The organism is Vagococcus martis, assembly GCF_002026305.1.
GTDB lineage: Bacteria > Bacillota > Bacilli > Lactobacillales > Vagococcaceae > Vagococcus > Vagococcus martis.
Genome location: NZ_MVAB01000001.1, coordinates 1,521,502 through 1,543,105, shown reverse-complemented (window position 1 = coordinate 1,543,105; position 21,604 = coordinate 1,521,502). Strand labels below are relative to the sequence as shown.

19 protein-coding genes and 1 riboswitch are annotated in these 21,604 nt (G+C 35.1%); of the genes, 17 read left to right on the top strand and 2 right to left on the bottom strand.

The genetic code is table 11. The annotated features are described in order from the left end of the window. Nucleotides 1-14: 14 nt before the first annotated feature. Entirely contained in the window at nt 15-743 is a 729-nt protein-coding gene (locus BW731_RS07475) for an LPXTG cell wall anchor domain-containing protein (RefSeq protein WP_079347009.1), read from the top strand. A gap of 60 nt (nt 744-803) precedes the next feature. On the opposite strand, the gene BW731_RS07470 is transcribed toward BW731_RS07475, so the two are convergent. Then, a complete protein-coding gene (locus tag BW731_RS07470) occupies nt 804-1,433 on the bottom strand; it encodes a hypothetical protein (protein WP_143592754.1) in 630 nt (209 codons plus the stop codon). Between the two features lie 151 nt (nt 1,434-1,584). Further along, a riboswitch (Lysine riboswitch) is annotated at nt 1,585-1,762 on the top strand. A 72-nt stretch (nt 1,763-1,834) separates the two neighbouring features. On the opposite strand from BW731_RS07470, the gene BW731_RS07465 reads away from it, so the two are divergent. The 16 genes from BW731_RS07465 (at nt 1,835) to BW731_RS07390 (ending at nt 21,009) form a co-directional block, all read left to right on the top strand. Continuing rightward, entirely contained in the window at nt 1,835-3,037 is a 1,203-nt protein-coding gene (locus BW731_RS07465; protein ID WP_079347005.1) for an aspartate kinase, read from the top strand. An 18-nt stretch (nt 3,038-3,055) separates the two neighbouring features. After that, complete coding sequence (gene dapA, locus BW731_RS07460) at nt 3,056-3,934, top strand: 4-hydroxy-tetrahydrodipicolinate synthase (protein ID WP_079347003.1); 879 nt, start codon at nt 3,056-3,058, stop codon at nt 3,932-3,934. Nucleotides 3,935-3,937: 3 nt separating this feature from the next. Beyond that, nucleotides 3,938-4,657 (top strand): 4-hydroxy-tetrahydrodipicolinate reductase, encoded by a 720-nt coding sequence (gene dapB / locus BW731_RS07455; RefSeq protein WP_079347001.1) that lies wholly within the window; start codon nt 3,938-3,940, stop codon nt 4,655-4,657. Between the two features lie 15 nt (nt 4,658-4,672). Continuing rightward, nucleotides 4,673-5,392 carry a 2,3,4,5-tetrahydropyridine-2,6-dicarboxylate N-acetyltransferase gene (gene dapD / locus BW731_RS07450; RefSeq protein WP_079346999.1) on the top strand — a complete coding sequence of 240 codons (720 nt, stop codon included), beginning with the start codon at nt 4,673-4,675 and terminating at the stop codon, nt 5,390-5,392. A 35-nt stretch (nt 5,393-5,427) separates the two neighbouring features. Then, nucleotides 5,428-6,573 carry a M20 metallopeptidase family protein gene (locus BW731_RS07445; RefSeq protein WP_079346997.1) on the top strand — a complete coding sequence of 382 codons (1,146 nt, stop codon included), beginning with the start codon at nt 5,428-5,430 and terminating at the stop codon, nt 6,571-6,573. Next, on the top strand, nt 6,570-7,637 hold the full coding sequence (alr, locus tag BW731_RS07440) for an alanine racemase (protein ID WP_079346995.1): 1,068 nt from the start codon (nt 6,570-6,572) through the stop codon (nt 7,635-7,637). The genes BW731_RS07445 and alr overlap by 4 nt, the downstream gene beginning before the upstream one ends. Beyond that, nucleotides 7,634-8,896 carry a diaminopimelate decarboxylase gene (gene lysA / locus BW731_RS07435; protein ID WP_079346993.1) on the top strand — a complete coding sequence of 421 codons (1,263 nt, stop codon included), beginning with the start codon at nt 7,634-7,636 and terminating at the stop codon, nt 8,894-8,896. The genes alr and lysA overlap by 4 nt, the downstream gene beginning before the upstream one ends. 20 nt (nt 8,897-8,916) lie before the next feature. After that, a complete protein-coding gene (locus tag BW731_RS07430) occupies nt 8,917-10,086 on the top strand; it encodes an aminotransferase class I/II-fold pyridoxal phosphate-dependent enzyme (RefSeq protein WP_079346991.1) in 1,170 nt (389 codons plus the stop codon). A 561-nt stretch (nt 10,087-10,647) separates the two neighbouring features. Further along, nucleotides 10,648-12,414, top strand: coding sequence for a SpaH/EbpB family LPXTG-anchored major pilin (locus BW731_RS07425; protein ID WP_079346989.1), 1,767 nt, complete (start codon nt 10,648-10,650; stop codon nt 12,412-12,414). Between the two features lie 21 nt (nt 12,415-12,435). Then, nucleotides 12,436-15,075, top strand: a complete 2,640-nt coding sequence (locus tag BW731_RS07420) for a Cna B-type domain-containing protein (protein ID WP_079346987.1) — start codon at nt 12,436-12,438, stop codon at nt 15,073-15,075. Between the two features lie 109 nt (nt 15,076-15,184). Then, entirely contained in the window at nt 15,185-15,817 is a 633-nt protein-coding gene (locus tag BW731_RS07415; RefSeq protein WP_143592753.1) for a pilin N-terminal domain-containing protein, read from the top strand. Between the two features lie 105 nt (nt 15,818-15,922). Beyond that, the gene (locus BW731_RS07410; RefSeq protein WP_079346983.1) at nt 15,923-17,725 is read left to right on the top strand and encodes a sortase family protein; all 1,803 of its coding nucleotides are present in this window, start codon (nt 15,923-15,925) and stop codon (nt 17,723-17,725) included. A gap of 102 nt (nt 17,726-17,827) precedes the next feature. Further along, nucleotides 17,828-18,451, top strand: coding sequence for a sugar O-acetyltransferase (locus BW731_RS07405; protein WP_079346981.1), 624 nt, complete (start codon nt 17,828-17,830; stop codon nt 18,449-18,451). 82 nt (nt 18,452-18,533) lie between these two features. Further along, nucleotides 18,534-19,502 (top strand): ABC transporter substrate-binding protein, encoded by a 969-nt coding sequence (locus BW731_RS07400; protein ID WP_079346979.1) that lies wholly within the window; start codon nt 18,534-18,536, stop codon nt 19,500-19,502. A gap of 17 nt (nt 19,503-19,519) precedes the next feature. Beyond that, on the top strand, nt 19,520-20,260 hold the full coding sequence (locus BW731_RS07395) for an ABC transporter ATP-binding protein (RefSeq protein ID WP_079346977.1): 741 nt from the start codon (nt 19,520-19,522) through the stop codon (nt 20,258-20,260). 8 nt (nt 20,261-20,268) lie between these two features. Further along, nucleotides 20,269-21,009 carry an ABC transporter permease gene (locus BW731_RS07390; protein WP_079348587.1) on the top strand — a complete coding sequence of 247 codons (741 nt, stop codon included), beginning with the start codon at nt 20,269-20,271 and terminating at the stop codon, nt 21,007-21,009. On the opposite strand, the gene BW731_RS07385 is transcribed toward BW731_RS07390, so the two are convergent. After that, nucleotides 21,006-21,575 carry a prepilin peptidase gene (locus tag BW731_RS07385; RefSeq protein ID WP_079346975.1) on the bottom strand — a complete coding sequence of 190 codons (570 nt, stop codon included), beginning with the start codon at nt 21,573-21,575 and terminating at the stop codon, nt 21,006-21,008. The two genes, BW731_RS07390 and BW731_RS07385, sit on opposite strands and share 4 nt — an antisense overlap. Between the last annotated feature and the right edge of the window lie 29 nt (nt 21,576-21,604).

Below are 21,604 nucleotides of genomic sequence, written 5' to 3'. Positions count from 1 at the left end.
AGGAGGTAATTGACATGAAAAAGTTAATTTGGAGTAGTATTTTAATAAGTACATTAATGGTTGGTAATATTAGTCAAGCTGTTGATTCATCAACAGAAACAAAAGAAAGTGAGTCAATTAGTCAAGTGACGACTAATTCGACTGAAACGACAACAGAGTCTACAAGCGAAGCAATTCCAGATGGTCTTGCTATCACAAAATCAGATGTTTCGTTATTAATCACTGATATGGTAAATGAAGGGAAATTATCACAGTTTCAATACGAAGATTTCCAAGTGCGTATAGAAAAAGCAACAACAATAAAAGAAGTAACTTTAGTTTATTCTGACGCCCTTGATTTAGCAAAATTAAATAAAGATTTATATCAAAGTAGTTTTGATGAAAAAGTTTATAATACAAAATATCAATTAGGGCTATTGGTTAAAACAGGTAAACTGACACAAAAACAAGCTGATCAGTTCATTGAAAAAATTGATAAAAGTACAACAATCGAAGAGTTAGATAATTTGTGGGCAGAAATTGAAGCTACAGTGAATAAATCAACAGATACAACAAGCAGTACTAGCTCAAGTTCAAGCAGTGTTAAACAGACACAAGCGGTTAAAACGACACCCAAATCTGATACTAAAAACAGCTCATCTAATTTACCAAAAACAGGTGAAAAACAATCAAATGTTGGATTACAGTTAATAGCTGTAGGGTCATTACTTATGACTGTTATATTGATAAAACGAAAATCATAATAATTAAAACAAAAAGAGAGTCGCAACCAGTTCATTTTGGTTCTGACTCTCTTTTTATGACTATTCTGAAAATGTCACAGATAGTGTGGCTTCTGGATCGATACTGGTTAATAGCCTTTGATAATAATCTGTTGCTTGATCTTTTAACCATTCTTTATTCATATCAATATATTTAACTAATGTATCATCACTCATCGCGTTGTTTGCTAACTCGTGAGTGTCGATGTCTTCAGTAACGAAACTGAGAATGTCACCTTTACTATTGACTACTTCAAAACTTGGGTTACTAATCCCCACCACGATAAATTCGGGAATGGTGATGTTGTATGTGTTTTGTGAACCAGGTGCTTTTTGTATCGTGACGACATTGCCATCAAATCCTAATTTTGCTTCAAAAGTTCCTTTGACATATGTTGTTTTTTCACTAAAAGGAACTTCCATTCCTAAAAATGTTTTCACCTGACTTTTATCGTAAATATCTGTCACGCTCAGTCCTAGTATCGCCACTTGACTGTGTTTAGTCATGGCATTGACAACTTGAGTTTCAGATGTTTTCGATTTTGTATGCCAAATTGAACTATTACCTGACATTAATCCAATAACCCACGTTCCAAGTAGTAGTGCTACAAAGCAAACAATAACCCATATATGAACTTTTAGTTTAAAAAATTTTCGAATAATTAGTGACACATCCTTTTTTTATTTATTATACTATAAAAAATTATTTTGTTGATGATATAACATTTAAATTATCTTCTCATTTTTTTCTCAGACAATTTTTATTATGACACTTGTCATATGAGAATTGATTTGCTATAATCATAAACAATAATTAAATAAAAGTTAGAGATGAGGCGCATTGATCATTAGTAGGTAAAGTTTGGAATCTGCAAATAACTTTACTGAAAGGGTGATATGCCGAAATATCTATGCTATTGCAGTTGGTATAGGTGTTGGATTTGTAGTTAATAGCTATAAGTCTGTCATTATTTTAAAAATAATGGGGTGCATCGCTTGTAGATAGTTAAGACAAGTTCATGCCTGTGAACTTGTCTTTTTTATTTTTCGATGCCGATTAGGAGGAAAATAAAATGACAAAAAGAAGTGTCATTAAATTTGGTGGAACATCGGTCGGAGATTTTTCAAAAATTAAAAACATTGCAAAATACCTAGCAAATCGTGCCAATAAGGGTGAGGAATTAGTTGTCGTTGTTTCTGCGATGGGGAAAACGACAGATGAGTTGTTAAAAAATGTTGATTTGTTATCCAAGGAACCAGACCAACATGATTTAGCCCTACTTTTAACTACTGGAGAACAACAAACAATTTCTTACTTAGCTATTGCGCTAAAAGAGCTTGATGTCAAGGCCAAAGCGATGACAGGATTTCAAGCAGGGATAAAAACAAAAGGGCATTACATGAAGAGTAAGATACTAGAAGTTGATAATGAAGCTTTTGAGAAAGCGTTCTGTTCAAATAAGGTGGTTGTTGTAGCGGGTTTTCAAGGGATGAATGCAGATGGCGAGTTAACAACGCTTGGTCGTGGAGGAAGTGACACAACAGCTGTTGCCATTGCATCATCTTTAGAAACATCTTGCGAAATTTATACCGATGTCGCGGGAGTGTATGGTACGGACCCACGATTGTATCCAGCAAAACGAATAGATGTTGTGAGTTTTGAGGAAATGATGGAAATGAGTGCGTTAGGCGCTGGCGTACTGGAAACAAGAAGTGTTGAAATTGCTAAAAATTATCATGTACCCATTTATTTAGGGCAAACATTATCAGATGAAAGAGGGACTTGGGTTATGCCACAAAAAGATATCTTAGAAAAAAAAGCAGTCACAGGTGTTGCGCTTGATAAAGACATGCATTATGTCACATTTAGCTATCCAGAAAATGATGCCACTTTATTGAAACAATTGTTTAATTTATTAGAAAAAGAAGAAATTAATATTGATATGATTTCTCAAATTGTCAATGAAGACGGGTTGCAATTGTCATTTACGATGAAAGATACAGATACGGTCGAATTAAAACATATATTTGATACGTTACACAAAGAATTTACCGAACTAAATTACGTGGTGAAATCAGACTATGTCAAAGTATCTGTGATTGGTTCAGGTATGCGAGATATGTCTGGTGTTGCAAGTAAAGTATTTATGACATTGTTAGAAAATGATATTGAATTTTATCAAGTAACCACCTCTGAAATTAGTATTTCTTATGTCGTGGATCGGACAAATGGTGTGTTAGCAGTTGAAAAATTATGCGAAGCGTTTGGGTTATAAAAGAGAGGAGAATGAATGATGGCCCCATTATTTAAAGGTGCAGCTGTTGCAATTACCACTCCATTTAGTCATGACGAGGTAGATTATGCGACATTTGAAAAACATGTAAATTTTTTAATCGAGGAAGGACTTCAAGCGTTGTTTGTTAATGGGACAACTGGTGAAGGATCGACATTAACAGAAGAAGAACGACTTAACTTAATTCGTTCATCTCTTAAAGTATCAAATGGACGAGTACCAGTTATCGCAAATACAGGAACCAATGACACAAAAGCTTCACTATCACATTCTTTAAAAGCAAAAGAAGCCGGTGCTGATGCGATTATGTTAATTACACCTTATTACAATAAAACAAGTCAACGTGGTTTAATCAAACATTTCACATTGATAGCAGATACGGTAGGGTTACCAGTTATCTTGTATAATGTACCTTCTCGAACTAATATGACAATTGAACCTGAAACGTTAGTTGAATTAGCAAAAAATCCACATATTGTGGCATTGAAAGATGCAACTGGAGATATGGAATATTTACGTCAATGTAAAGAATTATTGCCTAGTGATTTTGCTATTTATAGTGGTAATGATGACGCGATTATCCCGTTTTTTGAAGGTGGAGGAGACGGTGTGATTTCTGTTTTAGCTAACGCTACACCAAAAGAATTTCAAGAAATTTATACGACATTCCAGGAAAATCCAGTTGAGGCAAAAGAATTATTTGAACAAATATTACCACTTATTAACAGTTTGAGTGTTGATATCAATCCAATGCCAATTAAGGCTTTGGTTAATCATTTAGGGTATGCTGAAGATGAAGTTCGTTTGCCATTGGTCGAACTAGAAGCCGATGCACGTGTGCCGATCGAACAAGCATATCATGCATTTAAAGGAGAGTAATCTATGGATATTATATTAGTTGGCTATGGTGCAATGAATCAACGAGTAGCTCACTTAGCTAGTGAACGAGGACATCGTGTAGTGGGGATTGTGACGCCTGTTGAAGGAGAGTATCCTTATCCAGTGTTTCAAGTTACAGATGAGTTACCTAAAGCAGATGTCATGATTGATTTTTCCCATCCAAACTTAAGTTTACCGATGATTAAAAAAAATGTTGGAATCCCGTTAGTTGTGGCAACAACTGGACAAAAAGAAGACATCATTGCGTCATTAGAAGCTGTATCAAACACAACACCAGTTTTCTTTAGTGCCAATATGAGTTACGGAGTCCATGTCTTGACGGAAATTATAAAATACAGTGTACCGCTACTTGAAAATTTTGATATCGAATTAACAGAAAAGCATCACCGTAAAAAAGTCGATGCACCAAGTGGCACTCTCGTTAAATTATATGATGCCATAAAAGAAATCAAACAAGATTCTTATCCTGTTTATGATAGACATGAACGCCATACACCAAGAGATGCTGATGAAATTGGCATTAGTGTGATTCGTGGTGGCTCGATTGTTGGAGAACATGAAGTGCTATTTGCCGGTGAAGAGGAAACGATTCAAATTATTCACCGAGCACAGAGTAAAGATATTTTTGCCAATGGTAGTTTAGATGTGGCTGAAAAATTAGTCCACAAACAACCAGGATTTTATACATTTGATAACTTATAGAAAGAAGGGGTATTTTTGGAATTACAATCAGCACAAGAAATTATTCGATATATTAGTGAGAGTAAAAAACAAACACCAGTAAAAGTTTACGCGAATGGAGAATTTAAAGGAGTCGAATTTCCTGAAAGTTTTAAAGTATTTGGCTGCAAATGCTCGAAAACAATTTTTGCAGATTATAGTGAGTGGGAAGATTTTTATGAAGCGAATCAATCACTTTTTAAAGAGGTAGAGATTGAGTATGACAGACGTAATTCAGCTATTCCTCTGATTGACCAAACAAAATTAAATGCTCGTATTGAACCAGGTTCATTTATCCGCGAGCATGCAGTGATTAAAGATGGTGCAGTTGTCATGATGGGAGCGACTATTAACATTGGGGCGGTCGTCGGCGAAGGAACGATGATTGATATGAATGCCACACTTGGTGGGAGAGCAACAACAGGAAAAAATGTTCACGTTGGTGCAGGAGCGGTGTTAGCAGGTGTTATCGAACCACCTAGTGCTCAACCAGTTGTGGTAGAAGATGATGTGTTAATCGGGGCGAACGCCGTTATCTTAGAAGGTGTTCGAGTTGGTAAAGGAGCGGTTGTGGCTGCAGGTTCAATCGTGACAGAAGACGTTCCAGCTGGCAGTGTTGTAGCAGGAATCCCAGCAAAAGTGATTAAACAAGTGAGCGACGTAAATGAATCAAAAATTGAAATCGTTCAAGCATTAAGAAAGCTAAATGAAGATTAACCCAAGAAAGACTATAGATAACAGGAGATGATCGTGTGACAGAAGAGTATTTAATACAGACACGTCGTTGGTTGCACCAACACCCTGAATTAAGTTTGCAGGAATTTGAAACAACTGCTTTTATTAAAAAAGAGTTGGATAAAATGGTTGTAGCATATGACACGCCACTTGAAACAGGCGTTGTAGCTTATATCAAAGGAAGCGGAGATAAAAGTATTGCGTTTCGAGCAGATATAGACGCGTTACCTATTCATGAAGAAAATGATGTGGATTACCGCTCACAAGTAGATAATGTCATGCATGCGTGTGGTCACGACGGTCATATCACCATGTTATTAGCGTTTGTTAAACAGGTAAAACAATTATCTGAAGTTTCTCCACTTAAATCAACGGTTTATTTTATTTTTCAACCGGCAGAAGAAACTTATGGTGGTGCAAATATCTTACTAAACCAGTATCAGTTTGATATGACACCATCGTTTGTTTTTGGGTTACATATGATGCCAGATGAAAAAGAAGGAGTCATTGTATCTAAGCCAGGACCTATTACAGCTAGTGCAACAGAGTATCGTTTTTTTGTTAAAGGACTATCAGCTCATGTTGCTAATAAAGAGCAAGGCCATTCAGCTGGAGAGGCATTATTAACTATTTTAAATCAGTTATCTCAACTGCAACAGTATCATCTCGCTGGGTTACACCAAAATATTGTGCATATTGGCTCATTTAAATCTGGAGAAGCGATTAATACTGTCCCATCAAATGCGTATCTAGAAGGGACGATAAGAACTTATAGCCAAGAGGATTTAGACATTGTAAAAGAACAAATGACAAAAATTAAACAAGCAAGTGAGCTGTTGACAAATTGCTCGGTTGAGCTAGTGTTTGCTGAAGGGTATCCTTCAACGATTAATGATGTGACAGCTTATGACTTGATGAAAGACGCGAGTGAGGACACAAGTTTAACGTGGGTTGAAAAAGATGAACCTTATCTATTTGGAGAAGATTTTTCATTTTATCAACAACTAGCCCCATCATCATTTGCTTTTTTAGGTTGTCGTAATGAAGACAAAGGTTATGTCACCGGGTTACATACATCGACGCTTAATTTTGATGAGCGAGTACTAGCAAAAGGTGTCGAATTATATACATCATTATTAAAACGATTCGAGGAAACAGTATGACAGCAATTTGGACGGTAAATACATCAATTTTTAAAGAAAATATCAAACAAGTCGGCGGAAATTCACCAGTGATGGCTGTTGTAAAAAATAATGCGTATAATTTTGGACTAGACTTTGCGATTAAAACGTTTGTGGAGTCTGGAGTAGAGACGTTTAGCACGACATCTTTACGAGAAGCCATTAAAATTAGACAATTAGCACCGGAAGTAGTGATTTTTTTAATGAATCCCTCTGTTGAATTTGACACGTTAAAAGAGTGGGACATTCAGATGACATTACCGTCTTTATCTTTTTATCATCAATATAAGAATGAGTTATCTGGGATTAAAGTTCATCTAGAATATGAAAACCTACTTCATCGTTCAGGGTTTAAAACATTTGATGAGATGAAACAGGTGATAAAAGAAAATAGTTACTTACCTAAAGAAAAACAACTAGATATTACCGGTATTTGGACGCATTTTGGCTACGCTGATGAATTTGATGTGAGTGAATATGAGATAGAAAAAGAAGCGTGGTTAACAGGATTAAACGATATATTAAAACAATATGATTTTCAATTTATTCATGCACAAAATAGTGCGAGTTTCATGCGGGATGAGTTATTTGAAAACCACACTCACGCAAGATTAGGCATCGTGTTGTATGGGTGTCGGCCGTATTCAAGTTTACCTGAAGACTTCGTGAAACAGTCACTAACATTAAGTGCTAATGTGATTCAATGTCGTGAGTTAAAACAAGGTGAATCAATTGGTTATAGTTTTTCTTATACTGCTGATAAAGATATGACGATAGCAGTTGTTGATATTGGATATGGCGACGGATTATTACGCACGCGTAGTAAACATGACTGTATTATTAATGGTACACATTACCAAATAAAAGCGCTCATGATGAGTCACTTATTGGTTGAAGTGGATAAAACGGTGAAACCACAAGATACCGTTGTGTTATATAGTCAAGACATGCGAGTTGATGAATACACGTTTAAAGGGGTAGGAGCTAACTCAGAACAGCTCAGTGCACTAAATCATTGTACGTTAGAAAGGAAGATTATTGAATGACACTAGATTATATAAATGGTGAATTAACTTTACATGGTCATAAATTAACAGATATTGCACAAGAGTATGGTACACCTCTTTTTGTTTATGACGAAGAGATGATTCGTAATCAGTGCCGAAGATTTCATCAAGCTTTAAAGTCTTCAGGGCTAACGTATACCATTTCCTATGCATCAAAAGCTTTTTCAGCTATTCAATTATTTAATTTAATGGCAGAAGAGAACATGGGACTTGATGTGGTGAGTGAGGGAGAGTTATACACGGCTTTGCAATCAAGTGTGTCACCAGACACGATTCATTTTCATGGAAATAATAAAACCAATCGAGAAATTCGTTACGCAATCGAGTCGGGAGTCGAGTATTTTGTGATAGATAGTTTATCAGAAATTGAGCGATTAAACGAGTTGACAACAAAAAAAGTCAAAGCATTACTTAGAATCAACCCAGGTGTTGAAGCACATACACATGAGTTTATCCAAACAGGTCAAGAAGACAGTAAATTTGGTTTAAGTATTCAAAAAGGGCTGGCTCTTGACGGTGTCAGAAAAATTGAACAAGCTGAAAATATAGAGTTTATGGGAGTTCATTTTCATATTGGTTCTCAGATTTTTGAGTCTACTGGGACAGTCGCAACTATTAAACAAGTCATCAATTGGTTGTCAGATAATCAGATTCAAGCTCAAGTATTAAATATTGGTGGAGGATTTAGCATCAAGTATACGGATGATGATGTGAGTTATCCGATTGAAGAAGGAATTAAAACCATTACAGATACATTGAAAACAGCATGTCAAGAAGCAAGTTACCCACTTCCTGCCATTTCATTAGAGCCAGGGCGTTCGATTGTTGGAGAAGCAGGTATGACACTATACGAAGTAGGAACGGTTAAAGATATTCCTGAAACAAATTATTATGTATCAATTGATGGGGGAATGAGTGATCATATCAGAACGGCGCTTTATGGAGCTACGTATGATTTATTATTAGTAGATCGAGAAGAAGAACACGATAAATTAATGACAATTGCCGGTAAACTTTGCGAATCAGGTGATATTATTAGACGAGATATAAAATTACCGTCAAGTATACACCGTGGAGACTTACTTGTGGTATTATCAACAGGTGCCTATCATTACAGTATGAGTTCGAATTATAATCAAATGTTAAAACCTGCTGTAGTCTTTGTCACGCCAGAAAAAGTTCGTTTAGTGGTGAGACGTCAGACACTAGAACACCTTACAGCACAAGATGTAAGGTAAAATGAAAGAAGAGAAGAGCAATGGAAGAGACACAATTTAACAAAAGAGCCATCAATCTACAAGTACCAGGAACAAGAAAATTTTCAAATCAAGTCAAAGAATATGAAGACGGGGTGGACTTAACACTTGGTCAATCTGGCTTTGCAACACCTGAGTACATTAGAGAATCTATGATTGAGGCAATCAACCAAAATAAATTGAGATACACACACAATAGAGGGTTAATCGAATTACGTGAAGCTATTTCAGCTTACAATAAAAAACGTTTCGATGTGACATATGATGCTGAGACAGAAATCATCGTGACGAACGGTGGGTCTGAAGCGATTGATAGTGTATTACGAACAATTCTTGAAGAAGGAGACGAGGTTATTATTCCTTGTCCAACTTATTTAGCGTATGAACCAATTGCGACACTTCAAGGAGCTAATACAGTCTTAATTGATACGACGAAGACCAATTTTGTCTTAACAAAAGAAGTTTTAAAACAAGCTATCACCCCAAAAACCAAAGCGATCATTTTTAATTACCCAACAAACCCAACAGGTATGATTCCATCGTTGGAACAAATGAACGAACTGGTTGATGTGTTGAAAGACACGGATATATTTATTCTGACGGATGAAATATATTCTGATAATGTTTATGATGGTGAGTTCCATTCATTTATGGAGTTTCCGGAAGTTAGAGAACAATTATTTGTCATTAATGGTTTGTCTAAATCTCACGCGATTACAGGTGGGAGAATCGGCTACATATTAGCACCACCTTTTGCAACAGAACAAGTTACAAAAGTGCATTTGTATAATTCAGTTTGTGTGGCAACTCCTTCTCAATATGGAGCAATAGCTGCTTTTACAGATGAAACAGGGCCAGGTATTTTAGCAAAAATGAATGAGGCATATAAAGAAAGACGAGATTTTACCTATAAACGTTTGAGAGACATGGGTCTACCCGTTGAATTGCCAAAAGGTGCTTTTTATATTTTCCCGATTATAGCTGAATACAACAAAGATTCATTTGAATTTGCCTCTGAACTTTTAGAAGCAGAACATTTAGCTGTAGTACCAGGAAGAACATTTTCAATTTATGGTGAAGGGCATATTCGTTTATCTTTTGCGTGTTCAATGGAAGAACTTGAAGAAGGGTGTAATCGTTTGGAACGATTTTTATTAACGTATAACAAATAATAAAGATTAGATTTATTCTAATTTTTAAACGTTTTGAGGTTAAATCTTACTATTAAAAGTAAAAATGTATTAACATGAGTGCTCATATTAACGAAAATTTGTCTGTATAATACAGAATATAGCTTCATCTTCTTAAAAAGTATTGTTAGAATATATCTTTTGAAAGATTCAAGTTTCTACCTAGATGACAGTGGTGGAGTAGACTTGTGTCTTTCTTTTTTAGTTCTGGAACAACATTAAGGTTAGAAGATACTTTTTCATAACAAACTGTTTGTTCTATTATTGAGTAAACTTTTGTATTTATATGATAGAAAAAAACATTTTTTCGTAGTTGACTAGGTTTAACTTTTTTGTAAGTTCTAATTGATATTCATTTGATGAAATCTTTTTCCGTTAAGTTTAATCCCGAAGTAATGAGTACACTTTTTATATGGTAAGGTATAGTATGTTTATTTTTTCCTCCGGTATTTTTATACGATTTAAATTTAAATCTTGCTATTCTATCAAAAAAAGTAGTATAATCGAACAAAAGATATCATTATTGGAGGAGAAATGAATAATATGAAAAAAGGGATACAGAGTAGTATTGTGACTGGATTATTATCGGCTACATTAATTTGTTCGGGTATGATTGGTGTGATGAACCCGATTGTGTCTGAAGCAGCACCTGCATCAGTGGTTGGAGGAGCGGTCGCAGATGAAACATCCCCTCGTTCACTCTCTATTTATAAATATGCGGTGAAAGATGCCTCTGAATTAGGCAATCCAGGGACTGGGGAAGCGGTTGATGGAATTGATAAAACGCCTTTAGAAGGAATTAAGTTTAAAATCCAACGTGTTACGGCAAAAGAGGGAGGCAAACCACTAGAAGATCCTTTAACAGTAAAAGAAGGGACAGATTACACCATTGATGGTTCATTTGAGGAAAAAACCATTACCACAGGGGCTGATGGAAAAGCGACGCAAGCATTAGGAACAGGAATATCTGCCGATGGGATTTATTTAGTCACAGAGTTACCAGATGATCGAGGAGTGAAGCCATCTGTCGCAAAACCAGCCGATCCATTCTTTGTTTATATTCCACAAACTAAACGAGATGATACAGGGAAATTAATTTATGATGTGGTTGTTCAACCAAAAAATATTTTAGAAACGTTAATGAATCCTGTTAAAACAGTCAATGGCGGTTCTGGTTATTCGATTAAAGCCGGTCAAGAATTTACATGGGAAGCAACTGCGACGGTTCCAGCAGGATTATATACAGTGGCTTCACAAGATATGAAAATTACCCCGATTTATGATGATAAGGGAGAGATTATCCCTGATGCTGAAAAAGAGGTTAAAAAAGGCGATGAAATTTATGCCAATTATTTCCATATTCTAGATAACATTGATAAAAACTTAGAATTACTTGATGTGACCACACAAGTGAAGAAAACAGGTGACGCAGAATGGACTGACCTAACGTTTAATACGGATTATGAAGTAAAAGTAAACAATGAAGCGAAACCAACGAAACCCATCACAGATTCAACAGCTGACGTTAAACCAGTGGATGTGTCGTTAACTCAAGCTGGTATGAAAAAGGCTCAGTCATATGATCAAATAAGAGTCGTTTATAAAACGAAAACAGGGGTAGACTTTAACGGAACAGTAGAGAATGCGTTCCGGATTAAATTTTTAACACCGGGTAATAAACCCGTTACACCTGGAAATGAAGACAAACCAAAATATTACACTGGTGGATTTGATTTAACGAAAAAAGGAGAAAGTGCCACTGGAACAGAAAATTTAGCGGGTGCTGAATTCCACATTGCGGATACGAAAGCGGATGCCGAAAAAAATATCTTTTTAGGACTTGATGGCAAACGTTATGGTAAAAAAGACGGTGATACGCTAGTCGGCGGAACGTTAGCTGAAGCAGAAGCAGCTGCCGAAGCAGCTGGCACATCATTAATGAAGAGTACGAGTGCCGCTGATGGAAAAGTCACCTTTAACGGGTTGAAATTAATTTGGTTTAACGATGCCAACGGCAACGGCCAACAAGATGCAGGTGAAGCAGATGTTGCGACATCAGATATTAAGAAATCTTATTGGGTAGTGGAAACAAAAGCACCAAGTGGGTATGAATTAATTAAAGCACCACAAGAAATTGTGGTAACGTTAGATACAGCGAGTAAATCATACGTAGATATTGTCAATAAGAAAGAAACAAAACTACCATTTACTGGGGGAACAGGCACAACGATTATTGTGGTGATAGCGATTGGTGCGATTGCCTCAGGAGCAGTGATGTTGACGATGGATAAAAAACGTAAACACGCATAAAAATAAAGGAGGACTGGCACATTGGTTAGACAGTTAACTAAACAACAGCTGGTTGCCACTCTTTCTTTTGTCATAGTGATGGTGACCAGTTTGGTGACCATCTTTTTGTTTGGGGGTAGGGAAGTTGTCTTAGCGGCTCAGGAGTCTGAGTCATTATCCATCAAAATTGATGGGAAAAATTGGGAAAAGCCTGTCGAAGTAGATGATGATAAAGTCGAAGTGACATTTAAATCGACTCAAGAGACATGGGTCAAACTACCCTATCCAACACATCTCATGTATGTCAGCCATCAGGCGAAAAAAGAGACGGAATACGGTCTGCCTTTTTTATCGGAGAAAGATTTCTCGATAAAGGATGAGTTGACAGTATCTGCCAAACGAAACAAAACAGGAAAATCAGATACTGTGATTACGAGTCAATTATTTGAATCATCAGAAGGTGACAAACGGGTGATTTATTTAAGACTTGTCCCTGATAAAGCTGTGACATTAGGAATTTATCGGCAGAGTACGAAAGCGACGACTCTTTCTTTTGACGAATTGATGGGAGATAAACACAGTGGTCAATTAGTCTCGTTTAAGCAAAATGATCAATTTGTATCAAAAGAAGACTTAGTATTTCCCACTGAAGAAGAAGTGAAGAAGGAAGAAACAAGTAAAGAAGAAGCAAGTAAAGAAGAAGCAAGTAAAGAAGAAGCAAGTAAAGAAGAAGCAAGTAAAGAAGAAGCAAGTAAAGAAGAAGCAAGTAAAGAAGAAGCAAGTAAAGAAGAAGCAAGTAAAGAAGAAGCAAGTAAAGAAGAAGCAAGTAAAGAAGAAGCAAGTAAAGAAGAAGCAAGTAAAGAAGAAGCAAGTAAAGAAGAAGCAAGTAAAGAAGAAGCAATTAAAGAAGAAGCAAGTAAAGAAGAAGCAAGTAAAGAAGAAGCAAGTAAAGAAGAAGCAAGTAAAGAAGAAGCAAGTAAAGAAGAAGCAAGTAAAGAAGAAGCAAGTAAAGAAGAAGCAAGTAAAGAAGAAGTAATTAAAGAAGAAGTAATTAAAGAAGAAGCAAGTAAAGAAAAGGCTAGTATCAATGAATTAAAAATTAATTCACATATAATAAACTATCCTGCAGAACAGGATTATATAACAGCAACATTAGATTACTTCACATTATCTTTAGATATAACGATACCCCCTATGAATTCTGGAGAGGTGTTAAATTTAAATCTAGGAGATAATGGTAGCAAATTTGATTACTCAAAGTCTTCCTTTATTATTGGGAATTATAAAGTTACTCCGGGTGAGAATGGTAATTTTACTATTGAAGCTATGACTGACACTAAAGCTGGAAATCTAAATTTAAATATACCCCTACGTTATAATGAAAATATAAGCAATGATATGGAAGAGGTTAAATTAGATATTTCATTGCTTTTTAAAGAACAATCTAGTTTGGTTCATGATTCTGTTACTGTAAAAAAATATATAGATATTGTTTCAATGAAAGAATTGGTGAAAAAAGTACCCTTAGGTTTTACAAAAGATGGCAATGCAGCGTGGGTGGTATATTGGAATTATAACAACTATGTTTTAGGCGGGAGTTCAGAATTTCCTTTTAAATTTGAGGAAACACCTATAGGAAATCAACATATTATAAAAGAGACTATTGCAGCTTACGATGTGAAAAACCCTATATTGAATGGTGATAGAAATTTATCTCATGATGAGTACAATTATATGTTTAGTTACTATTTACAAACATATTTTAAAGATGGAAAAGTAAGCATTGAAAAAACTGGGCCTAATGTGATTGATGGAATATCAGATACATCGAAGTCTTACTATATTTACTTTGAAACAGATATAACAAGCTTTGAAGAAGAAAGTGTTATTGAAAATAAAGTATCTATGCAAGCGAGTAGTGAAGGAACAGGTGTATTAAAAGATGAATCAATAGCTAGTATGGTGAGACCACCTAGTAGTAGTGGTCTAAATAAAATATCTCTAAAAGTAAACAAAGTATGGGATGACGATAACAATTCTGGAAATACGCGTCCTAATGAGATTAAAGTACAATTGTTTGCTAACGGTGTTGCAACTGGTACTGTTGTAGAACTTAATGAGGCTAATCTTTGGGAATACACTTTTTTAGGTTTAGATGAAAGTGATAAGGAATCTAAAAGAATAAATTATGAAGTAAGAGAAGTGTCTATTCCAGATGGATATGAATCGATTATAAGTACTAATGAAGTAGGAGATATCACTATCACAAATAAAATAGTTACTGGTGGAGTGGAACTAATAAAAACTGCTCCAGATAAAAATAAAACATTAGCAGGAGCAGTTTTTAAATTGTTAAAGCAGGATGGTACGTTACTTAAAGAAAATTTAGTGACAGATGATGATGGAAGGTTGTTTGTAGATAATTTAATCCCTGGTGAGTATCAGTTGGTGGAAATAAAAGCACCAGAAAATTATGAATTGGATTGGACTCCTATAAAGTTTAAAATTGAAAAAAATCAAAAAGAAATTGTGAAACTTCAAATGGTTAATCAACCACAAACCACATTACCTTTTACAGGTGGTAATAATAGTATATTAATAATTATTATTTTGTCTATGATCACTTTAGTAATCAGTATATTAGTTTTTTTATTTGATGGTGATTTATTTCAAATAAAATAATTATGTTGTATTGATAGCATGCATCACTTTTAGTTCGAAAACAAAGTATTACAAATTATGAGAGGAGGTTATTTACGGGTTGTTAAAAGACTATGTTAGAAAATATCAATTGACAATATGCTGTCTATTAGTACTGTTCTCATTCAGTATAGAAATGTTGAAAGTCGAAGCATCTTCCTATGACATTCACATTATAAAGCTAGGATTACGTGACACCACTAAGTTACCGAATGACTTCATCTCCAATGGTATCAAGGTTGACGAGGTAAAAGATGCGGATGGGAATGTGTTAAACGGTGTCTCCTCGATTTCATATACTATTACGCGAATGGCGTTGAAGACGTCTGATTTAGATCCCACCAAGTTAGACTCGTATGAAATCGTCACAGGTAAAGAAGCTTTTACCCAAACGGTGACAACAAACCAGGATGGGGAGGCCCAGGTCACAGGGTTACCAAAAGGGGTGTATCAAGTGAGTGAATTACCTAATAAGCTATTGTCGCATGTGATGGAGCCCGTTCTTATCTCGCTTCCATTGGAAAGTAAACATGGCTTATTGAGTGAGGTTTATGTGTACCCGAAGTCAAGTCTTGCATCGAATACACCCGATGAACCTGAATTACCCAATAAATTGCCTCAAACAAGTGGTAATATTGGAAAAACCAGTCAGTTTTATTGGATGATTGGTTTAATAGGTGGTATGGGATTTCTAGGGGTAAGGCAGTTTAAAAAGCTGTCATAAGTTAAAAACATTCTAATAAGATACTATTTCATTTTTGATGAAATAGTGTCTTATTTAATATAAAAGAAGAGTAGGTGGCATCATGTCATTAGGTAGGTATGTAAAATGAGTCATTCAAAAAAGGCAACGCATAAGAAATTAAATAAGTCGTCACAACAGTCTGTGTCGAAACCAACTCCCAAAAAAATGAAAACAAGTTTTCTAAGAATTTTTGCTATTCTAATGATTTTGATTGGCATATGTGCCTTGTTGTATCCTATTGTGGGTAATTATTTGGCCAATCGTGATCGTAGCGAAGCAATTGACCAATACAACAAAGAAATGAAACACATGACTAAAAAAGAACGCGATAAAAATATCGAATTAGCGGAACGCTATAATCAGGCAATATATGATAGACAACAAGGAAATGGGAGTCAAATACCCATTGATTATAACGGATTTCTTGCCAACCAAAATGTTATGGGAACCATTGATATTCCTGCATTAAAAATTAGTGCCTTGCCCTTTTATCACGGAACAAGTTATAAAACATTAGATAAAGGGTTAGGACATTTTGAGCCTTCTTCTATCCCTATTGGTGGAAAGAATACTCGCTCAGTTATTACAGGACACAGTGGTATGAAAAATCAAGTTCTTTTTTCAGAAGTGCGAAATTTAAAAGAAGGGGACATTTTTTTTATTAATATTTTAGGCGAAAAACTCGCTTATGAAATTGAATCATTTGAAGAAGTTCTGCCTTCTGAGGTAGACAGAGTAGCGATAGAGAAAGGCAAAGACATGGTGACATTATTAACCTGTACACCGCCTGGGATTAATACGTACCGCTTATTAGTGAATGGCCACCGGATTCCATATAATGAAGCCGTTAAAAAGAAAGTAGTTCGTCGAAATTTACTCAGTTATCAAGTGATTGTGTTAGCCTCATTGTCTTTTTGTCTAGTATTGTTTATTATTTTATGGTTATTATATAGACATTATCGTAAACAAATAGCTACTGAAAATAAAAAACTAGTCAGACGTTATCGTAAAAAATTAAACAGACTGGTTAAGGTGATTAAACTATTATTTGTCGGCTTATTGATTGCGATGGTTGGTGTCCTTTGTTATGCGATATACGGGTTTACCCAAATGCAACAAAATGCAGAGTTTGGTGAGATAAATGTGGGAGAACAACAAGAATTGTATACATACAATGCAGATAAGATACTAAAAGGAAATTATGATGAACGACAAATTCGAAGCGTGAATGTAGCAGATTATTCAGAAGCTTTAGGAAGTTTTCAAAAAAATGTGAACGAATGGGGGATTGGGCGTCTAGTCATTCCATCTGTTTCGATTGATATTCCTATTTTGTCAGGTCTTTCTAATACTAATTTATTAAATGGGGCCGCGAGTTATCGGCAAGATCAAGAATTAGGGAAAGATAATTATGTCTTAATGTCACATAATTTAGTGGGTGCTTCGGCTTTATTAACGGCGATAGATCAATTGAAAAAAGGTGATAAGATGTATGCCACAGATTTTAAAACCATTTATACCTTTGAGGTAACAGATAATAAAGTTATTAAAGAAACCGACGTTGATGTCATCAAAAAAACACCTTCAGAACAGTTAACTTTATTACGTTGTGAGGGTGATATTGGAACGAAATACCGGCGATTAGTTCAGGGAAAGTTAACTAAAGAGGTATTAGTGAAAGAGGCGACAAACCAGGAGTTAGACCAGGTAAGAGTGACAAAGAATAGTCAGTCAGATGGAACGATGATTCCTGATAACCCTATAACATATAAGAGCCAATTTGGAATGAACTTAGCATCTTCTATTTTATCTGACCCTGTACAAACGGTGGTTCCGTTATTTTTACTATTGTTGTTTCCCATCATTATATTGGGGTTATTAAGATAATATGTTTGGAAGGAGAAGAGAACAGCATTGTCGTTACTCAATTGAAATAATGTGTCATATTTGTTTAAATAGATATAGTAAATAAAAACGAAGAGGTATTGTATGAAGACGCAAAGGGAACGCATGATTAATGGAGAAATTTATTACCCAGGTAGTGGTGATTCTGAATTAAGACATTTATTTATGGAGAGCCGACGTTTGATGAGAGAGTATAATCAAACAAGTGAGCTAGACGGTAAAAAACGAACACAACTATTGAAAAAATGGTTAGGCAAAACAGGAGACAAAATATATATTGAGCCGAATTTTAAGTGTGATTATGGATCAAATATATCAGTCGGAGAAAAATTTTATGCCAATTTCGACTGTATTATGTTAGATGTCTGTCCTATTACAATTGGAGACTATACTATGTTTGGGCCCAGAGTGAGTTTGCTAACGGCTTCTCATCCGATTGACGCTGACATTCGAACATCTGGTCTAGAAATTGGTTCACCGATTAAAATAGGTAATCAAGTTTGGCTTGGTGGTGGTGTGATAGTCAATCCAGGTGTAACGATTGGGGATAATTGTGTCATTGGTTCTGGTTCAGTTGTCACCAAAGACATTCCAGCTAATACAATTGCTGCTGGGAACCCGTGTCGTGTAATACGTGACATCACAGAAGAAGATAAAAAATATTGGGAAGAAAAAGCACAAATATATTGGAATGAAGTCAAAGGTTAGAAGTAATGACGGTATATGGTATATTGCATAAAGTTATGTTACTTTATATAAGTAGATAATCTAGCACAAAGGAGTTTTATTAGTGAAAAAGAAATTAAGATGGTTTGGGTTAGTATCAGTTGTAACATTAGGTTTGTTAACTAGTTGTGGGACAAAAGAAGGAACACAAGAGAAAAAGACCATAGATACATCTCAAAAAGATACTTTATCATTAAGCTTTGGTGCCATGCCAGCTGTAGATAGTTTACCGGTTTATATTGCAGAAAAAGAAGGCTATTTTAAAGAAGAAGGACTCAATTTAAAATTAAATAGTTTTAAATCACCTAAAGACCGTGATGCTGCGTTAACTAGTGGAAACTTAGATGGAGCTAATACTAACCTTATTGCGCTAAGTGCGTATAGACAAGGCGATATGGATGTGAAAATTGTTAGTCAATCAATTGGAACGTTTTCAATTTTAACAGGAAATGATAAAGTAACGTCTTTAACTGATTTAAAAGGAAAAAAAGCAGGATATGCCAAAAATCAAGCACCGTATTACTTCTTAGATGAAGCATTAAAATCCAAAGAGTTAGATGTGAGGGAAGTTGACTTTGAAGAAGTGCCACAAATTCCAATTCGAGTGGAATTAACTCTTAATCATAAAATTGATGCAACGGTAGTTCCAGAGCCATTTAGAACAATTGGAATCTCCCAAGGATTAAGAGAATTAACTAACAGTCAAGATTTAAATATCCAATCAACAGTATTTGGCTTTACAAATGATTCATTGACTAATAATAAAGAAGCCATTGAAGCATTTTACCGAGCTTATAATAAAGCCGTTGATTATGTTAATGAGCATGATATAGATACATATTATGATGTATTGAAAGAAAAAATTGGGTTTACAGATGAGATAAAAAAAGATGTGACGCTACCTAAATATGTTCATGCTGAACAAATTGATGGTAAACAAGTCGATAATGCTTTTAATTGGTCTAAAGAAGAAGGAATCTTTACAAAAGAGTATAATCAAAAAGATGTGATGAGTGATTTACTCGTTAAATAAGTATAGAGGTGAAAGAGATGTTAAACATTGATAAAGTCAGCGCGTCGTATGATGATGTCGGCCTGATTTTGGATGACATCTCTTTTACTGTTTCTAAAGGAGACATTGTGGCATTGATAGGGCCTAGTGGAACGGGAAAGTCAACACTATTAAACTCGATTACCACACTTCATAAGGAGTATGAAGGAATGATTACTCTAAATGGTGACGTCATAAATCCAAAAAAACAAAAAATTGCTTGGATACCACAAAATTATGGTTTATTACCTTGGGAGACAGTAAAAGAGAATATTTTATTAGGTGGAACTGTTCGTAAATTAAAACCATCTGATTTAAACTCACGATTAAATCATTTAGTAGAGGAGCTTGGGTTGGAGGGACTTTTGGAACGTTACCCAAATCAATTAAGCGGTGGCCAACAACAACGCGTTGCTATTGCCCGAGCGATGTTGGTGACGCCAGATATCTTTTTATTAGATGAACCATTCTCAGCCCTAGATGCATTAACACGTGAGCGTATGCAAGAGTTATTCTTAACACAGTGGTCAAAAGAATTATCACCGACTATTTTAATAACCCATGATGTTGAAGAGGCGGTGTTTATGGCAAGTCAACTCGTTTTATTATCTGGTAAACCCGGAACAATCAAAGCAGTAATTGATAATCCTAGCTTTTCACTTTCATTAGAAGAAAAAAGGCTGTCTCCATTGTTTTATGACACTATTAAACAAGTGAGAGGAGCGATGGAAACAGAATGAGAAAAAATATGTCAAAACTTATTCATGCTCTGATAGCATTTATTTTTTTAAATTGTTTGTGGTGGTTGGCTAGTGTGTCGCTCAATCAAAACATGTTGCCATCACCATTTGCAGTGTATCGTCATTTATTTGCAATGAATCCCTCCATCCTATGGTTACACACTTATAATAGTTTGGTTCGCTTATTTTGGGGCATGTTTATTGCAGTAGTAATTGGGTTTGTGATTGGAGTGTTGATGGGGAGATTTCCAAAAATAAATCAGTTATTAGATCCCATCGTGTATTTAACTTATCCAATTCCTAAAATTGCCTTATTACCTATTATTATGCTGTTATTTGGTTTAGGTAATGTGTCAAAAATTACCTTACTTGTTTTAATCATTGTATTTCAAGTGGTCTTATCTGTTAGAGATGGTGTAAAGACTATTCCAAAAAGTTACTATCATCATTTGTATGTGTTAGGAGCTAGTCAATTTCAGCAGTTTTACAAAATTACCTTACCGGCTGCTTATTCTGCTATTTTAAATGCTATAAGAATTGCACTAGGAACAGCTATAGCTATTTTATTTTTTACAGAAGTGTATGGCACTAGTTATGGGTTAGGATTTTTTATTATGGATGCTTGGGGCCGACTGGATTACTTAGATATGTATAGTGGTATTTTGGTATTGAGTTTAGTAGCGTTTATTTTATTTCAATTAATAGACTTGGCAGAAACTAGAGCTAACAAATGGCGTAAAACTGATTAAAATAGGTAGATAACGACAGTTAAAGCTGTCGTCAGAAAAGGAACAAACGCAATTTTTTCTATACGTTCTGATGAGAGTGAATTCATGAACAAAATAAATAGAATACCAAGTGATGATGCGATGAAAATGAGCCAAATGAGTTGTAAGCTAGACAAACATGTTGCCCACATGACTAAAAGTTTCACATCACCAAAGCCTAATTGACCAGGTAAAAAGTAGTTGATTAGCAGTAATATCAGCAAAACTATAACGGGTAAAATAATGTGTATATTAGGTAGTTGTGATGTAAGAACTGCTAAATAAAATAATTTAGATAGAACAGGATCAACGACGTAGTAGTGAATGTCAATGATTGATAATGAAATACCCATCAAAATCAGTAACATATTAGTGATAGATAGAGGGGAATATCCTAATAATACCAAAAAGCATGTGCACCAAAACCAATTATCAAATCGTATAGTTGGTTTAGGACGTATCATGTTTTTTTTCTTGTAAAATTGGTCAAAATAGTGATGAAATAACATCACATAAAACCAGTATAAAGGTAAGTAAAGTAATAACAATAGAATTCCCTCCTTTAAGAAAACATACG